Here is a 15,993-nt window from a genome sequence, read left to right as displayed (position 1 = left end):
CGCACTTTTCGTGACATGCTCCAGCCCTACTCGCGGACGACATATGTGTGGAACTTGATCCGCCCATCGATCCGCTCCTGGAACACGCCCTGGACCTCGTAATTGAAGCCGGGGAAGCGGTTGAAGGATTCTTCGAAGGCGAGGAAATAGTCCCGCATCGGCCGCGCCCTGTCGTCCCAGCGCTCTCCCGGCACGATCACGCCGATACCGGGCGGATAGATCAGCGCCAGCGTCGCAGAGATGCGGCCGGCGGCTTCCGTCAGCGGCACATAGTCGACATTGTTGGCGACCAGTGCCTCATAGGCCTGCTTGGGTGCCATCGCCGGTTCGGGGAAGCTCTCGGAGCGGAAGCAGAGGCGCTGCAACTCCTTGACCCCCGCCTCGCGGTAGAAGGAATGCATCTCATGGCAGACCTGGCGGACGCTATAGCCGGCATAACGCTCGCGATGGGCGGCGAAGACGGTCGGCAGCACTTCCTGCAGCGGCGCATCGCGGTCCCACAGGTTCTTGAACTTGACGAGCTTGGCGACGAGCGTGTTCAGCTTGCTCTCGTCTTCGGCAGGTGTCAGGAGGAAGAGCAGGCTGTTCAGGTCGCATTTTTCAGGCACGACCCGCTGCTCGCGCAGATAGTTGGCGACAACGGTCGCCGGAATGCCGAACTCGCGATACTCGCCGGTCTTCCGGTCGATGCCGGGGGTCAGCAGCGTAAGCTTGTTGGGATCGACCATGGTATAGCCGGGCGCATACCCCGAATAACCGTGCCAGCTCGCCTCCGGATCGAACCGCCAGCATTGCTGCTCGCGTTTCAGTACCTCCGTCGCGACATCTTCCCACTTGGCGGCGGCGAGATCGCCGGTGTGCTTGGAGCCCGAAACCGTCACCCTGTCCGGCACGAAAGGATCGAAGAACCACTGCTCCTCCGGGGTCGCGGCCTTGGTCTCGTAATGCTCCACGAAACCGCGCAGCTTCTTGCGAACCTCGATCCCGAGCTCGATGCAGCGGTCCCAGAGCATCTCGCCGGCCTTGCCCTCATGCACCTTGGCATTGACGTCGAGCGAGGCGAAAAGCGGATAGAAGGGAGAGGTCGAGACGTGCATCAGCAGCGATTCATTGAAGCGCTTGTGTTCGACGAACCTGCGCTGGCCCTTGATATGTTCATCCCGCTTGTGGATCTGCGATGCCTGGGAAAAGCCGGCGCCCTGCTTGTGGACCGATTGCGTGGAGAACAGCCCGGGCATATCAGCCCTGAGGTCCTTCAGCCGCATCGGGCTATGGCCCTCGAAGAGCGGGTGGAAGGCGTTGTAGCCGATCCAAGCCTCGTCCCAGAGCACGTAGTCGCAGAGATGGCCGAGCTTCTCCATCACCTGGGCGACATTGTAGATCGTGCCGTCATAGGTCGCGAGCTGGATGCAGGCCAGACGGAACGGCCTTTCCGCCTCCGCACGGCTCTTGTCGGCGACGAGTGGGTGCTCCTCTATCTTTTGCCGCAGCCAGCTTTCGTCCCAAGCCGACCAGTCGACCGCGCCGATCATGCCGAAGGAATTGCGGGCGGTCGGCAGATAGATCGGGATGGCGCCGGCCTGCACGAGAGCACCCTGATGCAGGGATTTGTGATTGTTGCGGTCGAAGAGCACCAGATCGCCGCTGTGCAGTACCGCATTGGCGACGACCTTATTGGAGGTGCTCGTGCCGTTCAGGATGAAATAGGTGCGGTCCGCGCCGAAGATGCGCGCCGCCTGCTTCTGGGCTTCGACGGCGGGGCCTTCATGGATCAGGAGGTCGCCAAGATCGACATCTGCGTTGCAGAGATCGTTGCGAAAGATGCTCTCGCCGAAATATTTGAAGAAGATCTGTCCGGCCGGCGATTTTCGATAGAACTGGCCGCCCTGATGCCCCGGGCAATCAAAGGCGATATTGGCCTCGCCGTCATAGGCCATCAAGCCGCCGAAGAATGGCGGCAGCAGCGATTTGCCGTAATTCACGGCGCTGGACACGATCTGCTTGGCATAGAAGGTCGGCGTCTGCTGGCCGAGATAGACGAAACCATCCACCTCGCCGGCCATCTCGACGACATCCATATCCGCAATCGTCAGCGTATCGGCCATCGCCCAGATCGGCGTGCGGAAACCGATATCCCTGACGGAACGAAGGAAGCTGCGTGCCGAAACCAGCCGCCCGCCCTCGACCGAGCCGATATAGGCGCCGACGTCAGCATCCTCTGACACGTCGGCCGAATAATCGTCGCGCTGTTCCACCTCGAAGCCCTGGGCGGTGATCTGTGACACCAGTTCCTGCGCCTGGGCATTGTCGCGATCGATGATCGCGACGATCTTCAGCATCTTGTGGAACGGTATTGCGACCGTCGGAGATTTCACGTCGCGCGGGATCATTCTTGCCCCTCCCCTGCAATGCAATCGACGAGGTAGCGGCGACCGCCGTCACCGGGCGCGAAGCGAAGGCCGTGGATATCGGTTTCGAAACCGGGGAATTTTCTGTCGAAGTCACGGGCGTAAAGCAGATAGTCCTGAATGGACTTCGTCGACTGGGTGATCCGTTCGCCCGGCATGATCAGCGGAATGCCAGGCGGATAGGGAACGATCATCACGGCAAGGATGCGATTCATGAGGTCGTCGATCTCGACGCTCTCGATCCGGCCCTTGACCAGCCGGTCATAAGCATCGGCCGGACGCAGTGCCATGTCGGGCAGGACCGTATACATTTCGCGCTGCGCCTTCGGCACGTCGTCCTTGCGATAGATCGCGTGGATCTGCTCGCAGAGATCTTTGAGCCCCATTCCGGCATAGGCTTCCGGATGGGCTGCGGCCAGTGCCGGCAGTGCGCGGGTCAATGGCGCATTGGCGTCATAGAGATCCTTGAAATTCAGCAGTTCGGTGACGAGCGTGCTCCACTTGCCGCGGGTGATACCCATCGAGAACAGCACGAGGAAGGAATAGAGGCCGGTCTTCTCGATCTCGATGCGCCGCGAGGACAGGAACTTGGTGACGACCGCCGCCGGAATGCCGTGATCATCCATCACGCCGCTGGCCGAGAGGCCCGGCGACAGGATGGTGACCTTGATCGGGTCGACCATGACATGGTTTTCGGCAAGGCCGGCAAAACCATGCCAGGCATCATCCGGCTTCAAGACCCAGTCGGCACGGGTGTCGGTCGGCGTCTGCCCGGCAATCGTCGGCTCCCAGACGTCGAACCACCAGGTGTCTTCCGTCTGTTTCCTCACCGCATTCATCGCCCGGCGGAAGCTGATCGCCTCGTCGATCGTCTCCTGGATGAGCGCGCGTCCGGCCGGCTGCTCCATCATGGCGGCCGCGACATCGCAGGAGGCAATGATGCCGTATTGCGGCGAGGTCGAGGTGTGCATCATGAAAGCTTCGTTGAAGCGGGTGATGTCGAGACGTTTGGTCTCGGCATGCTGGATATGGATCATCGACGCCTGCGAAAGGGCGGCCAGCAGCTTGTGCGTCGATTGGGTGGCGAAGGTGATGGCGTTTTGCGACCGCGCAGGCTGATTCGACGAGATCGCGTGGAAGCCATCGTAGAATTCGTGGAAATTGGCGTAGGCGTACCAGGCCTCGTCGAAATGCAGCACCTCGACCGCGTCGCCGAGCGACGCCTTGATCGCGTCGACATTGTAGCAGAGGCCGTCATAGGTCGAGTTGGTGATGACCATCAGCCGGACCTTGCCGCTGGTCTGCCCGGCAAAGGGGCTTGCGGCAATCTTGCCGGCAATCGACTCCGGCGTGAACTGGTCCTTCGAGATCGGACCGATGATACCGAGCCCGTTGCGCGAGGGCGTCAGATAGATGGGCGTCGCGCCCGTCATGATCAGCGAATGCAGGATGGACTTGTGGCAATTGCGGTCGCAGAGCACGAGATCGCCGCGCGCCACCATGCCATGCCAGACGATCTTGTTGGCAGTCGAGGTGCCGCCGACGACAAAAAAGGTCTCATCGGTGCCGAAAATGCGTGCGGCATTGCGCTCCCCCTCGGCGATGGGACCGACATGATCCAGCAGCGAACCGACGCTGCCGACCGATACGGAGATATCGGATCGCAGCGTGTTTTCACCGAAGAACGTGTAGAAGAGCTGGCCCACCGGGCTCTTTCGAAACGCGACGCCGCCGCCATGGCCGGGCGTATGCCACGAATAAGCGCCTTCCAGCGTATAATCCATCAGCGCCTTGAACATCGGCGGCGGCAGCCGCTCGAGATAATTGCGGGCTGCCTGCGCGATGGCGCGCGCCATGAATTCCGCCGAATCCTCGAACAGGCGGAAAAAGGCGTTGGCATGACGCAGCACCGCTGTCGGCACGTCTTCTGCGGTGGTGTCATCGCCGAACAGGAAAATCGGCAGCCGGTCATTTCTCTGCCGCTTTGCGGCGAGCACCTCTCCCAGCACCTGCCAGCGCGTCGTCTTGTCTTCGGTGCCGTCGACGGATACCAGCCAGCAGGACTCTGTATTGAAGACATGCACGAGACGGCGGGCATCCTCATAGGAAACGCCGGAGACGATCCGGAACCCTTCCCTTTCAATTGCGGCGGCGAGATCGCGCATACCGCGTCCGGCTGCGCTCTTGCCGTCAAAATCCTCGTCGATAACGGCTATCGGAAATGCCGTCTGGAATTCCATGCGTTCCTCCAGAACCTGACGTCAAAGGCTACGGCCGCCGTGCAGACCGCGTGGATCTCAGGTTGAAGGATCGTACATGACGGGTCGTGCAGCGTCCTTGATTGCAATCAAGGTGACGCGAAGCATTTCGATGCCGCCGGAGGAACTTGGATTTTGATCAGGCTATTCGGCCCACTCCGCATCGGCGGTGAAGGCGATCGTCAGCCAGCGATTGGCGCTTTCGTCGCCGATCGCGTTCCCGATCTCATCGCGGAGCGCGTCCCATTCCTCCACGGTCTTTGCCGGAAGCCCTTCAGGGACGATGAAATAGAGTTCGATCTGCATCGCGCGGCCGACTCGGGCAACATAGGCTCGGTGCGAGAGGAAGCCGAGCCGGCGAACCGTTTCCGAGGCGACACGATCGACATGCTCCTGGAGGTCGACAGGGGCGATCAGCAGGATCTCGGTGAACGCCCTCCAAACGGTGCCGATCGGAAGCGGGACCATGATGAGGCAGACCAGCGCCAGAACCGCCGGGTCCATATAGCTGGCAAGCCAGGCAGCCGGCGTCGCCTGCACGGCCATGCCGATCAGGAATGCAATGAGCAGGGCAAGCGCAATGCCGCCCGACATGATCCAGGCCTTGATGTCCAGCGAGATGAAATCGGATTTGATGCGGGCGTTCAGCCTGACGCCGAGAAAGGCCATGGCGGCGCAAACAAGCAGGGTCGCCGCAGAATAGGCGATCGCCATGCCGAAGCGCAGTTCGTGACCGCCGTTCAAGATGCTGATGATCGCGCTGATCAGCGCATAGATGCCAACTGTCATCAACAGGCAGCCGTTGAGCATCAGCACGATGGGCTCGAGATGCCAGAAACCCATGGTGAAGCGGTTCCGGATTCTGCCGGACCGAGCGTCGCTCTGCGTCGATTTCAGGATCAGGCTCGAAACCCAGAGCGCAAGTCCGGTCATCGCCGCATCGGCCAGCGAATAGACGCCGTCGAAGGCGATCGAGAAAGAGCCGGAAAGAATGCCGAAGACGACCCCGAGCGTTGCCACCACGACGGTCGCCGCGATCGATATCCGGAGAAACCCCTGCTCGCTCAGCATCGTCGACCCCGCCTCCGCTTCGGCCCGTCATGCGACATGCTTTAGCAGCTTTATCCCGATGACGAAGGTAGTCTAGGCCAGCCCGGCGGACTACGCATTGATCCGGATTGCGGCAGCCGGTTTTTGCAACGACAATTGCGGTTTGATGGCGGTCCGCAGAGACATTGGCTCCGGGCAGCCGTCTCTCGGGGGAAGCTCATGACGACGTCGCCAAATGGCAAGAGCCTCGGACTTGCTGCCTGCACCGCCATCGTGGTCGGCAATATGGTGGGATCGGGCTTTTATCTTTCACCGGCCGCGGTCGCGCCCTATGGCAACCTTGCGATTGTCGTCTGGATCGTCATGGGCGCCGGCGCGATTTGCCTGGGTCTGACCTTCGCGCGCCTGGCGAGCCTCGTGCCCGCTGTCGGCGGCCCCTATGCCTATACCAGGCTCGCCTATGGCGATTTCGCCGGCTTTCTGATCGCCTGGGGCTACTGGATATCAATATGGACATCGCTGCCCGTCATCGCGATTGCCTTTGCCGGCGTGATGGTCGATCTCTTCCCTGCCCTCGCCAATCGCTTCGCCGCGACCGTGCTGACGCTCGGCGTGATCTGGGCGGTCGTGCTCGTCAATCTTCGCGGTGTTCACGCGGCGGGTGTCTTCGCGCAGGTGACGACCTACGCCAAGTTGCTGCCTTTCGGCGCCGTTGCCATTATCGGCCTTCTCTACATCGATCCGTCGCATTTCGCCGAATTCAATCCAAGCGGTCAGCCGCTGCTGCAGTCCTTTGCGACACTGGCGCCTCTCACCATGTTTGCCTATCTGGGGCTGGAATCGGCTACGGTTCCGGCCGGCGACGTGGAGAATGCGGAGCGGACAATCCCACGATCGACCGTGCTCGGTATCTCCATCGCCGCTGCCCTTTATGTGTTCGGCACGATCGTGGTGATGGGCCTCGTGCCGCGTGAACAGCTCGTTAAGTCGGTTGCGCCATTTTCCCAGGCGGCAGGGATCATGTGGGGACGCCCCGGCGAGTTGGCGATCTCGCTTGCAGTCCTCGTGTCCTCCATTGGCGCGCTCAACGGCTGGACCTTGCTGATGGGGCAGGTTCCGATGGCTGCCGCCCGCGACGGGCTATTTCCGCCGCTTTTTGCCCGGCTTTCCCCGCGGGGCGTGCCGGCATGGGGCATGACCATCTCGGCCTTGTTCGCAACGCTCCTCGTGCTCGTCCAGGCGCTCGGCTCCGAAGGCTTTGCCGCCGTCTATCGGCTGATGGTCGGGCTCAGCACCATGGCCGCCGTCGTTCCCTATGCTTTCTGCGCGCTTGCCAGAAGCCTCATTGCGGGCGTGTCTGATGGGCGGATGCCGCGGGTCAGCGCGATCGAGCTTATCGCGTTCGTCTTTGCGATCTTCACCCTTTACGGCTCCGGCGCCGAACCGGTGCTCTACGGCCTCGTGCTGTTGATGCTCGGCATCCCAGTCTATGTCTGGCAAAGACGCAATGCGGCCGGCGCGACGGACAAGGAGACGGCAGCGAGCGCCGTAACGCAACCGCTCCCGTCTCAGGACAAGTTTGCCTGACGGACCACGCCGTCAGGCGTGCCAGCTCAAGGTGTCAAAACGCTCGCTGATGATCGTCCCACGGTCGCCGCGAACCATCCCGGCAATATCGGCAAGGGTGCCAATTGCGGCCGTCTTGCCGTTTGCCCGTGCAAAATGGCAGGCAGCATCGACCTTCGGTCCCATCGAGCCGGCCGGGAAGGAGAACTGGTCGAGATCGCCGGGACGAGCGCGATGGATCGCCTTTTGGGACGGCTTGCCCCAATCGACACAGACAGCCTCGGCATCCGTTGCCATGATCAAGAGATCGGCATCAAGTTCGCGCGCCAGCAGTTCCGAGCACAGATCCTTGTCGATCACGGCTTCGATGCCGATCAGCTTCCGATCGGCGCCCTTCTCGTACATCGTTGGAATACCGCCGCCGCCAGCGCAGATGACGATGGTGCGCTGCTCCAGAAGCCAGCGGACGGGCCGGATCTCGAAGATGCGCTTCGGCGCCGGCGAGGCGACAACGCGTCGCCATTTTTCGCCGTCCTGCTTGAAGATCCAGCCTTTTTCCCCACGAATCCGATCCGCCTCGCCCTTGTCGTAGACCGGCCCGACGAACTTGGTGGGGTTCTGGAAACCGGGATCTTCGGCGTCGACTTCCACCATGGTGAGAAGTGTCGCTAAGGGCTGCTCGAACGGCAGGAGGTTGCCGAGTTCCTGTTCCAGCATATAGCCGATCATGCCTTCGGTCTCGGCGCCGAGAACATCGAGCGGATAGGCCTCTTCTGGTTTGTAGGCCGCTCCCTGGAGCGCGAGCAGCCCGACCTGCGGACCGTTGCCGTGGGTGACGACGATCTCATGTTCGGCCGCCAGTGGCGCGATCGCCTCAGCGGCGGTGCGCGCATTTCGCCTCTGGGTATCGGCGGTCATCGCTTCCCCGCGCCGGAGAAGCGCATTGCCGCCAAGCGCAATGACCACACGCATGCTAATCTCCCAACGTGGCGACAAGCAGTGCCTTGATCGTATGCAGACGGTTCTCCGCCTGCTCGAAGGCGACATTGGCCTCGGACTCGAACACGTCGTTGGTGACTTCGAGGCCGTTGTCCATGCCGTAATCTTCGGCGATCTGCTTGCCGAGTGTGGTTTCGGTGTCGTGGAACGCCGGCAGGCAATGCATGAATTTGGTCTGCGGATTGCCTGTCGCCTTCATCAAGTCCTGGTTGACCTGGTAGGGCGTGAGCAGCTTGATGCGTTCGCGCCAGACGTCTTTCGGCTCGCCCATCGAAACCCAGACGTCGGTGTGGATGAAATCGACGCCCTTGACGGCCTCGTTGGGATCTTCGGTGACCAGCAGCCGCGCGCCCGAGGCCTGCTGCAAATCCCTGGCGATCTTCATATATTCTTCTGAAGGCCACAGCGACCGCGGGCCGCAGATGCGCACATCCATGCCGAGCAGGCAACCGACGATCAGCAGGGAATGCCCCATATTCGAGCGGGTGTCGCCGACATAGGCATATTTGATCTCAGCGATCGGCTTGTCACTGTGTTCGCGCATGGTCATGACGTCGGCGATCATCTGCGTCGGATGATATTCGTCGGTCAGGCCGTTGTAGACAGGCACCCCGGCGTATTTTGCCAGCGTCTCTACGCCTTTCTGTGCCGAGCCGCGATATTCGATCGCATCATACATGCGCCCCAGCACCCGCGCCGTGTCCTTGAAGGATTCCTTGTGGCCGATCTGTGAGCCGGATGGATCGAGATAGGTCACGTTGGCGCCCTGGTCCGAGCAGGCCACTTCGAAGGCGCATCGCGTTCTCGTCGAGGTTTTCTCGAAGATCAGGCAGATTTCCTTGCCCTTCAGATGCTCCTGCTCGGTGCGGGCATATTTGGCCCGCTTCAGGTCGCGGGCGAGATCGAGGAGATAGCGGAATTCCCGCGGCGTATAGTCCTGCACGGTCAGAAGCGATCGATTGCGCAGATTGAAACTCATGGTCTTGCTCCGTCGTCTGGTTCGTGGATGGAAAGGTCAGTAAGCGGGGTCGCGCCAGATTGGGCATGTCATGCAGTGCCCGCCACCACGCCCACGTCCGAGTTCGGAGCCGCGAATGGTGATGACCTCGATACCTGCCTTGCGCAGCAGCGTATTCGTGTAGGTGTTGCGGTCGTAGGCGACGACGACACCGGGTTCGAGTGCAACGACATTGTTGCCGTCGTCCCATTGTTCGCGTTCGGCCTGATAGGAATTGCCGCCGGTCTCGACGGTTCGCAGCTTCGGCAGATCGAGCGCTTCGGCGACGACATCGAGCATCGGCTTGCTTTCGGGATGGATCTCGAATGTGCCGTCGTCGTCCTTGGGATGCATGCTGTAGCAGCGGATCTGGTCGACCACCTCGGCAAACAGCGTGACGACATCACGGTCGCAGAAGCTGAAAACAGTATCGAGATGCATGGCCGCGCGGCTCTTTGGCATCAGGCAGCCGATCACCCGTTTCGCCGCCTTGCTTCTGAAAAGGGCCTGAGCCACCTGGCCGACGGCCTGATAGGTGGTGCGCTCGCCCATGCCGATCAGCACCGTGCCGTTGCCGATCGGCATGACGTCGCCGCCTTCCATCGAGGCGTTGGCGAATTGATGGTCGGCATCACCCCACCAGATCTGGAAATCGCCGCCCTGGAAGATCGGATGAAACTTGTAGATGGCACGCTGGACCAATGTCTCGGCGCGTCTCGCCGGCCAGAACATCGGATTGCAGGTCACGCCGTTATAAATCCAGCACGAAGGGTCGCGTTGAAACAGCGTGTTGGGGATCGGTGGGATGACGAAATCGCTTTCCGGCAAGGCGCTGAGCATCAATGCCTTGGCCTTGACATCGGGCAGGTCGGCAATCGCGATGCCGCCGATCATGAATGCGGCAAGCTGTGTGGACGGCATTTCGTCGAGCCATGGCCGCATCGCCTCGGCAACCTGCGAGCCAAGCACGTTCGGGGTTATGCGCCGGTCGAGGATGAAATCGCGCGCCTGCTTGTTTGAGAGCGTCTGACCGAGCAGATCGTGGAGCTCGAGAACCTCGACTCCCCTTTCCTGCATCTTCAGGACGAAATCATAGTGGTCCTTCTGGGCCTCATGGACCCAGATAACATCGTCAAAAAGAAGATCATGGCAGTTTGCAGGCGTCAGGCGCTGATGAGCCAAGGATGGTCGGCAGACCATGACGGTTCTCAGCTTTCCGACCTCAGAATGAACACCGAAACCACGCATGTGGTCCTCCTTCCAGCCATCGCCGGCTCTTTGAACAGCGTCAGATTATTTTGGCCGGTCCACTCATGTCATTGATTGCAGACAAGGTGCGGTGCAGCATTTGACTCCGGTGCCGCCCAGCACGTTGAAATGTCGTCGCTCAGTGAAGATCCGACCTATCGTCTTGCCGTATCTGCCATGCGCGCCAATGGGTGGGATGAACGTCCAGCATCTCGCCTGTCAGGGCATTGGCCCATCCCCTTGCCAGGCGCTGGCAGGGAAAAACCAGCGCGTGGATACCATCGCCGTCGATGACGGCGAGTTCGATATCCTCTTCGAATGGAGCTTCGACGACCAACCGCCACTTCACCGAACCCTCCCCGATCGTGCACGAGCGTCGACTGGATACGGGGCTGTTCTTAGGCAGGCCGGTCGCTCGCCCGGCATTGGTTCCCCAGCCGGCGCTTGGTGGGCGGCGGCGCAACGACATCATTGTTCCGCCCTTCCGTTAGAAGATGAGGTCCTGGGCTCCAGCAACACTCATTCAATATAGAAGGTCAGGTTGCCGTTGCGGGCGCGCGTCACCCATTCTATTTGGTTGGGCGTCAGCTTCTTGGCCTTCAGTTGCTGGACGAGCCACGTGTTGGAACGGATAGCCGCCCGGATTTCCTTCACATGTTCTTCGCTACCAGGCGAAGGCATGGAGCCAACTTCAACCGCAGTTCGAAAGCTGACGATTGAAAACCGCTTGTTGTGATAGGTTTTGATGTGCCCCGGCAGGCTTTCGGCCCAGTTCATGCGCCGGTATTCCTTGCGGGTCTGCTGGGCGTCGACAGGCGCCGCAACCAACGCCGCGGTCGCAATGGCGATAGCCAGGGCAATCTTCTTCATCTTCCTGCTCCTCAAGTGGCCGTGTGCCCATTGCCTGCCAGAGTAGCGGAAAAGTGAGCTCGCGGCATTGAGCCGGATCAATGGAGGGAGCCGAACCAAAAACTTAAGGCAGGTCAGGCTTTTCGGTCTGTCACTGGCACGGAGATACCCATAGAGGCTACGCGATACTACACCGACCCCTTTCCCAAAGGTGGTAATCTCAAGTCCTTGTGAGGGGCAAAGAGCCCGTCAAGGGGCTGACCGGCTCAAAGGGCGGAGGAAACCATCGTGTCCATCAAGATGGAGGCGCCGCATGTTGACGAATGCGATCGCATTGACCCGGACGTCGCCGGACGAACCTCGTTCACGGGCGGGATAACAGGGCGCGACCGGCCAGGCGCTTTGCGTGCGGAAGATGGCGAGCCGTCGATAGACTGGATCCGGCAATTCTATCAACACCTGCCGGACGCGGTGTTCTTCATCACCGACTGCCACCGAATTTCGGCCTGCAACGGGGCCGCTGTGGCGTTGTTCGGTTATGAGGAAGACGAATTGCTTGGTCAGAGGATCGACCTTGTCTGGTATCCGACGCCGGATGTTCCGTTGAAGGGACGCTGGGCGGACAGGGGAGTGGTGCGGGCCGGTGTGGCGATGACCAGGAGCGGCGTCCAATTTCCGACCGCCATGACGATCATCAGACAGCAAGACGGCAAAGGACACTTCTCCGCGGTGATCTTCGAGGACTTCCGCACCGAGCGCGAGACTTTGCAGCGTGTTCAGGAGCTTCAGCGTGAGCTTGCCCGTATCGCCCGAATAGTTGGGCTCGGGGAAATGACATCGACGCTGGCCCACGAACTTGCCCAGCCGCTGACGTCGATCGCCGCATACGCGCAAGGTTGCGCGCGGCTTGTGACGAAGGATCGTCATGGCCACGGCGAAGAACTCCGTGAAGCCTTGTCCGAGATTACGCAGCACGCCCTGTGGGCGGGAAAGATCGTGCAGAACATCAGGGAATTCGCCAAGCGCGGCGCCGACGAGAGAAAGATTGAAGCGATGCACGCGCTCATCCATGAGGCGACGGCTTTCGCGCTTGCCGGATCCCAGCGAAACGGCCTTCGCGCCGATTTTCAGCTCGTAGCGGAACGGGACGTCGTGCTTGCCGACCGGGTCCAGATCGTGCAGGTGCTGACGAACCTTGTTCGCAACGCCGTGGAGGCTACCGACGGTATTGCGCAGCCGCATATCACCATCCGAACCGGAACCGACGATTTATCCCGTCTCATTGTCGACGTGTCCGACAATGGCTGCGGAATTGCGGTCGACATCGAAGAGGCGCTGTTTCGTCCTTTCGTGACCAGCAAACCGCGCGGCCTCGGCATGGGCTTGGCGCTGTCCAAGCGCATCATCGAGGCGCATGGGGGCCGCATAAGCGCGCGCAATCGAATGGATGGCGGTTCTATCCTTTCGTTTTCCCTTCCGCTGGTGGAGACAACAACCAATGGCAAACGACCTTACGATCCATCTCGTCGATGATGAGGAGTCGCTCAGGCGATCTTTGACGTTTCTGTTGGTGTCGGCAGGTTTCGCGGTTCGGACCCATAGCTCTGCCAAAGCCTTTCTGGAACTGTTGCCGCTTTCGGGACGAAGCTGCCTCGTGACGGACCTGCGCATGCCCGAAATTGATGGCATCGAGCTGCTCCAGCGCCTGCGCCGTTTGAGACTGAACGTTCCGGTCATTGTCATTACCGGTCAGGGCGATATCGCCGCCGCCGTCCGGGCAATGAAGGCCGGCGCGTCGGATTTCCTTGAAAAGCCCGTCAGAGAAGAGGCACTGATAGCCGCGATCAACGCGGCGGTGGGACAGAAGCGCCCCGGCGGGGCCGTCGCTGATTCTGAGAGCGTTGCAGCACGGCTTCGCCAGCTCACGCAGCGCGAACACCAGGTTCTGGCCGGCGTTCTTGATGGCTTGCAGAACAAGATGATCGCCTATCAGCTTGGTATCAGCGCACGCACGGTCGAAGTCCACCGCGCCAATGTGATGGCGAAAATGGGCGCCCGCAATCTGGCGGAACTCATGCGGATGGCCATCACCCTCGATACGGCAGCGCAGCCTGTCGAAACCGCCAGGGCCCTGCCCGACCACGGTGCTTGGACGCCTGCCCGATAGGCCCGGGACCGCGCCAAAGAGCTGCCGGTGATCGGGCTTCCGTAGCGATACTTAAGGGGTTTCTCGAATATCAGAGCAGACGGCGATTGGTTATGTTGCCAAGCGGATTGGGGGGCGACGCATATGCTTCAACACCACGCGACCATAAGGCAAACTGCAATTCCGGGCCGCCGACATGGAACAGCTGTCGGAACAACCAGAGATCAGTCGATCAAGCTCAAGGCCAACGAGACAATCTACAGCGAAGGCGAACATGCACTTGCGATCTATCAGGTCGAGACCGGTGCGGTGCGGATTTATCGCCTGATGGCCAGCGGACAGCGATATATCCTAACATTCTGCGGCGAGGGCGAATGGTTCGGCCTTGAAACCGGGAATGTTCGAACCGACTTTGCGGAAGCCGTCTGCGAGGCCTCCATCAAGCCCTTTCGGACCAACCAGAACGCAGTCGTGCCTGTCGACCTTCTTCACATCGCGCTGACGAACCTGGCAAAGGCGCAGCACAAGCAGCTCGTCATCACCGAGCAAAGCGCGCTGAAGCGGGTCGCGGCCTTCGTTTGCGAAATGGCCGACCGTCATCCGAAGGATCTGGAATTCGACATGATGATGTCGCGCAGCGATGTGGCCGACTATCTCGGTCTGACCGTCGAAACCGTTGCCCGCTGCTTCACGAAACTCCGCGAAAAAGGCGTCCTTTGCCTGAAAGGCAAGCTGCAGCGCGTCGTTCGCCTTCTGGACCGCGACGCGCTCATCGCGCTGACCATCTGATGCATGACGCCCGGAAGCGTGGACGATTCCGGGATAACGTCCTGGCCACAGCAAAGAAGCCAAAGCGCACCGCTGAATCAAGTTTCATACGGTGCGCTCAGCGGTCATGGATTGAAATCGATCGTGCAAAGGGGGATTGAACAATGAGATGCCTATTCTGCCGGAGATCGAATGCAGCGGTCACAACATGCATTGCGGTCCTGCTGTCGCTGGTGACCTTTCCACTCGCGATCGTTCAGGCGCAGGACGATCCGTTTGAGCAATTTCCCTTGGTCATCCAGTGCAAGTCCAACGAAACCTACCACACTTTCTTCCTGTCGCGCATTTCACAGGATGGCATCGCAACCTATCGGGCATCCGAACGGATCGCCGGCACGATCACCCTCGACGGCAAGGCCAAGGCAACCGGCAGTGAAGGTGGAGGCACATGCGTCGGCAAGACCTTGACCGAGCTTCGCGCCTCCCATCAAGCCTACGATCTGAAACGCTAGGCTATATGGCCCCTTGAGGCTCGACCCGCAGAGGTCGATGCCTGATTGCTGGAACCGGCCGAGACCGCAATCTTGCTGTAAATCATGCAAAGTGAAGCCCCATATCTCACATGTTCCAGCAGCAGGCTCGGCTGCGGCCGAGAAGGAATGACCGATTTGGAGCCGTTAGCGGCCTGGCGGCTTTTGGCTGCCGAGGAACGATAGCTGATGCTCTCCAGTGTTACGCTGGGACCAAGCCACGCACCATACGGAACATCATAGGAAATGACCGGGGTCCATCGGGCAAGCCAACCAGATACCCAGCACGAACATGCTGTTCGATCGAACCGCGGGCGTCGTCAGAAAGTGCCATCAATGTGGTTGTGGCGCTGCCTGGGCCGTCGGTGAACGTAGCCCAATAATCCGCGAAGGACGCATACTCGCAATCCACGACAATGGGAATCTCGGTCACGTCAACGAGGCCGATCTTCCGCCACAGCGTCGCCTGACCATCAGGCCAGAAGAGCTGACGTCCCGCCCGCATGGATCTCAGCGTTGCGAAGTCGGCCTCAAGCACGGCGCCGGTGTTAATGACGAGGTCGAATGCGGGCATGCCACCAAAGAACTGAGTAACGGCGGACGCGACCACGCCGCCTGGACGGGTCACGCGCTTCATCTCGGCAACGACCTGTTCAATTTCCGGGATGACGTCCAGGGCCAGGGTGGAAACTGCCGCATCGAAAGAGTTGGCGTCGAACCGCAGTTGCCGGACATCGCCGTGTTCATATGCGATATTGGGGTGGGATCGTCGACGGCGGGCTCCTTCCAGGTATCCCTCCGATGCGTCAACACCGATCACATGCGCTCCCGCCTCGGCCAGGGCTTTCGACAACACACCCGTCCCACATGCCACATCGAGCACGCGACTGCCCGGAGCAACATTGGCACGGGTGAGAAATGGGCTCGCCAGATGTTCGCTCCAGCGCCCTATGAATGACTCGTAGACGTCGGGATCGGCCCAATTGTATCGCAGTTCTGCGGTTTCCATGGCGCCATCCTCCCTTGATCAAGAATGGACATTACCACGGCCAACCAGGTCGCGCGTATCGCCGTCACGCCGGGCAGTCCAGCGGAAGCTTATTAGCACTTCTCAAGAAAACATGACATAGCGGAAGCCCCTGGAATCACACCGGCCCTTCGTCGGACGGTGTTC

The 15,993-nt window shown here is 60.6% G+C and carries 14 protein-coding genes; 5 read left to right on the top strand and 9 right to left on the bottom strand.

The window, feature by feature from the left end; genetic code table 11:
- Positions 1 to 26: 26 nt before the first annotated feature.
- The 3 genes from speC to NL154_RS03510 all read right to left on the bottom strand — a co-directional run bounded on the left by speC (position 27) and on the right by NL154_RS03510 (position 5,737).
- On the bottom strand, positions 27 to 2,390 hold the full coding sequence (speC, locus tag NL154_RS03520; RefSeq protein WP_434733581.1) for an ornithine decarboxylase: 2,364 nt from the start codon (positions 2,388 to 2,390) through the stop codon (positions 27 to 29).
- Complete coding sequence (locus tag NL154_RS03515) at positions 2,387 to 4,648, bottom strand: arginine/lysine/ornithine decarboxylase (RefSeq protein ID WP_210628826.1); 2,262 nt, start codon at positions 4,646 to 4,648, stop codon at positions 2,387 to 2,389. Before NL154_RS03515 ends, speC begins: the two co-directional genes overlap by 4 nt.
- A 162-nt stretch (positions 4,649 to 4,810) precedes the next feature.
- Complete coding sequence (locus tag NL154_RS03510) at positions 4,811 to 5,737, bottom strand: cation diffusion facilitator family transporter (protein WP_221122582.1); 927 nt, start codon at positions 5,735 to 5,737, stop codon at positions 4,811 to 4,813.
- 198 nt (positions 5,738 to 5,935) lie between these two features.
- On the opposite strand from NL154_RS03510, the gene NL154_RS03505 reads away from it, so the two are divergent.
- A complete protein-coding gene (locus tag NL154_RS03505; RefSeq protein WP_210628828.1) occupies positions 5,936 to 7,303 on the top strand; it encodes an amino acid permease in 1,368 nt (455 codons plus the stop codon).
- A 12-nt stretch (positions 7,304 to 7,315) separates the two neighbouring features.
- On the opposite strand, the gene arcC is transcribed toward NL154_RS03505, so the two are convergent.
- From arcC to NL154_RS03480, 5 genes are all read right to left on the bottom strand, one after another.
- Positions 7,316 to 8,254, bottom strand: coding sequence for a carbamate kinase (gene arcC, locus NL154_RS03500; RefSeq protein ID WP_434733580.1), 939 nt, complete (start codon positions 8,252 to 8,254; stop codon positions 7,316 to 7,318).
- 1 nt (position 8,255) lies between these two features.
- The gene (locus NL154_RS03495; protein ID WP_210628830.1) at positions 8,256 to 9,260 is read right to left on the bottom strand and encodes an ornithine carbamoyltransferase; all 1,005 of its coding nucleotides are present in this window, start codon (positions 9,258 to 9,260) and stop codon (positions 8,256 to 8,258) included.
- A gap of 36 nt (positions 9,261 to 9,296) precedes the next feature.
- Positions 9,297 to 10,526, bottom strand: coding sequence for an arginine deiminase (arcA, locus tag NL154_RS03490; protein WP_210628831.1), 1,230 nt, complete (start codon positions 10,524 to 10,526; stop codon positions 9,297 to 9,299).
- Between the two features lie 139 nt (positions 10,527 to 10,665).
- Complete coding sequence (locus NL154_RS03485) at positions 10,666 to 10,875, bottom strand: hypothetical protein (protein WP_210628832.1); 210 nt, start codon at positions 10,873 to 10,875, stop codon at positions 10,666 to 10,668.
- 170 nt (positions 10,876 to 11,045) lie between these two features.
- Positions 11,046 to 11,396, bottom strand: coding sequence for a hypothetical protein (locus NL154_RS03480; RefSeq protein ID WP_210628833.1), 351 nt, complete (start codon positions 11,394 to 11,396; stop codon positions 11,046 to 11,048).
- Between the two features lie 267 nt (positions 11,397 to 11,663).
- On the opposite strand from NL154_RS03480, the gene NL154_RS03475 reads away from it, so the two are divergent.
- From NL154_RS03475 to NL154_RS03460, 4 genes are all read left to right on the top strand, one after another.
- On the top strand, positions 11,664 to 12,908 hold the full coding sequence (locus NL154_RS03475) for a sensor histidine kinase (protein ID WP_434733579.1): 1,245 nt from the start codon (positions 11,664 to 11,666) through the stop codon (positions 12,906 to 12,908).
- Positions 12,874 to 13,542, top strand: coding sequence for a response regulator FixJ (gene fixJ, locus NL154_RS03470; protein ID WP_434733578.1), 669 nt, complete (start codon positions 12,874 to 12,876; stop codon positions 13,540 to 13,542). Before NL154_RS03475 ends, fixJ begins: the two co-directional genes overlap by 35 nt.
- A gap of 123 nt (positions 13,543 to 13,665) precedes the next feature.
- Positions 13,666 to 14,310, top strand: a complete 645-nt coding sequence (locus tag NL154_RS03465; RefSeq protein ID WP_221122578.1) for a helix-turn-helix domain-containing protein — start codon at positions 13,666 to 13,668, stop codon at positions 14,308 to 14,310.
- Between the two features lie 143 nt (positions 14,311 to 14,453).
- Positions 14,454 to 14,801 carry a hypothetical protein gene (locus NL154_RS03460; RefSeq protein ID WP_434733577.1) on the top strand — a complete coding sequence of 116 codons (348 nt, stop codon included), beginning with the start codon at positions 14,454 to 14,456 and terminating at the stop codon, positions 14,799 to 14,801.
- Positions 14,802 to 15,021: 220 nt separating this feature from the next.
- Here the strand turns inward: NL154_RS03460 and NL154_RS03455 are convergent, their stop codons facing one another.
- Entirely contained in the window at positions 15,022 to 15,828 is an 807-nt protein-coding gene (locus NL154_RS03455) for a class I SAM-dependent methyltransferase (RefSeq protein WP_434733576.1), read from the bottom strand.
- Between the last annotated feature and the right edge of the window lie 165 nt (positions 15,829 to 15,993).

The sequence above is a fragment of the Rhizobium sp. YTUHZ044 genome (assembly GCF_051123975.1).
Classification (GTDB): domain Bacteria; phylum Pseudomonadota; class Alphaproteobacteria; order Rhizobiales; family Rhizobiaceae; genus Rhizobium.
Note: the sequence above shows the minus strand (reverse complement) of the source record. Positions and strands in the feature narration are given on the sequence as shown.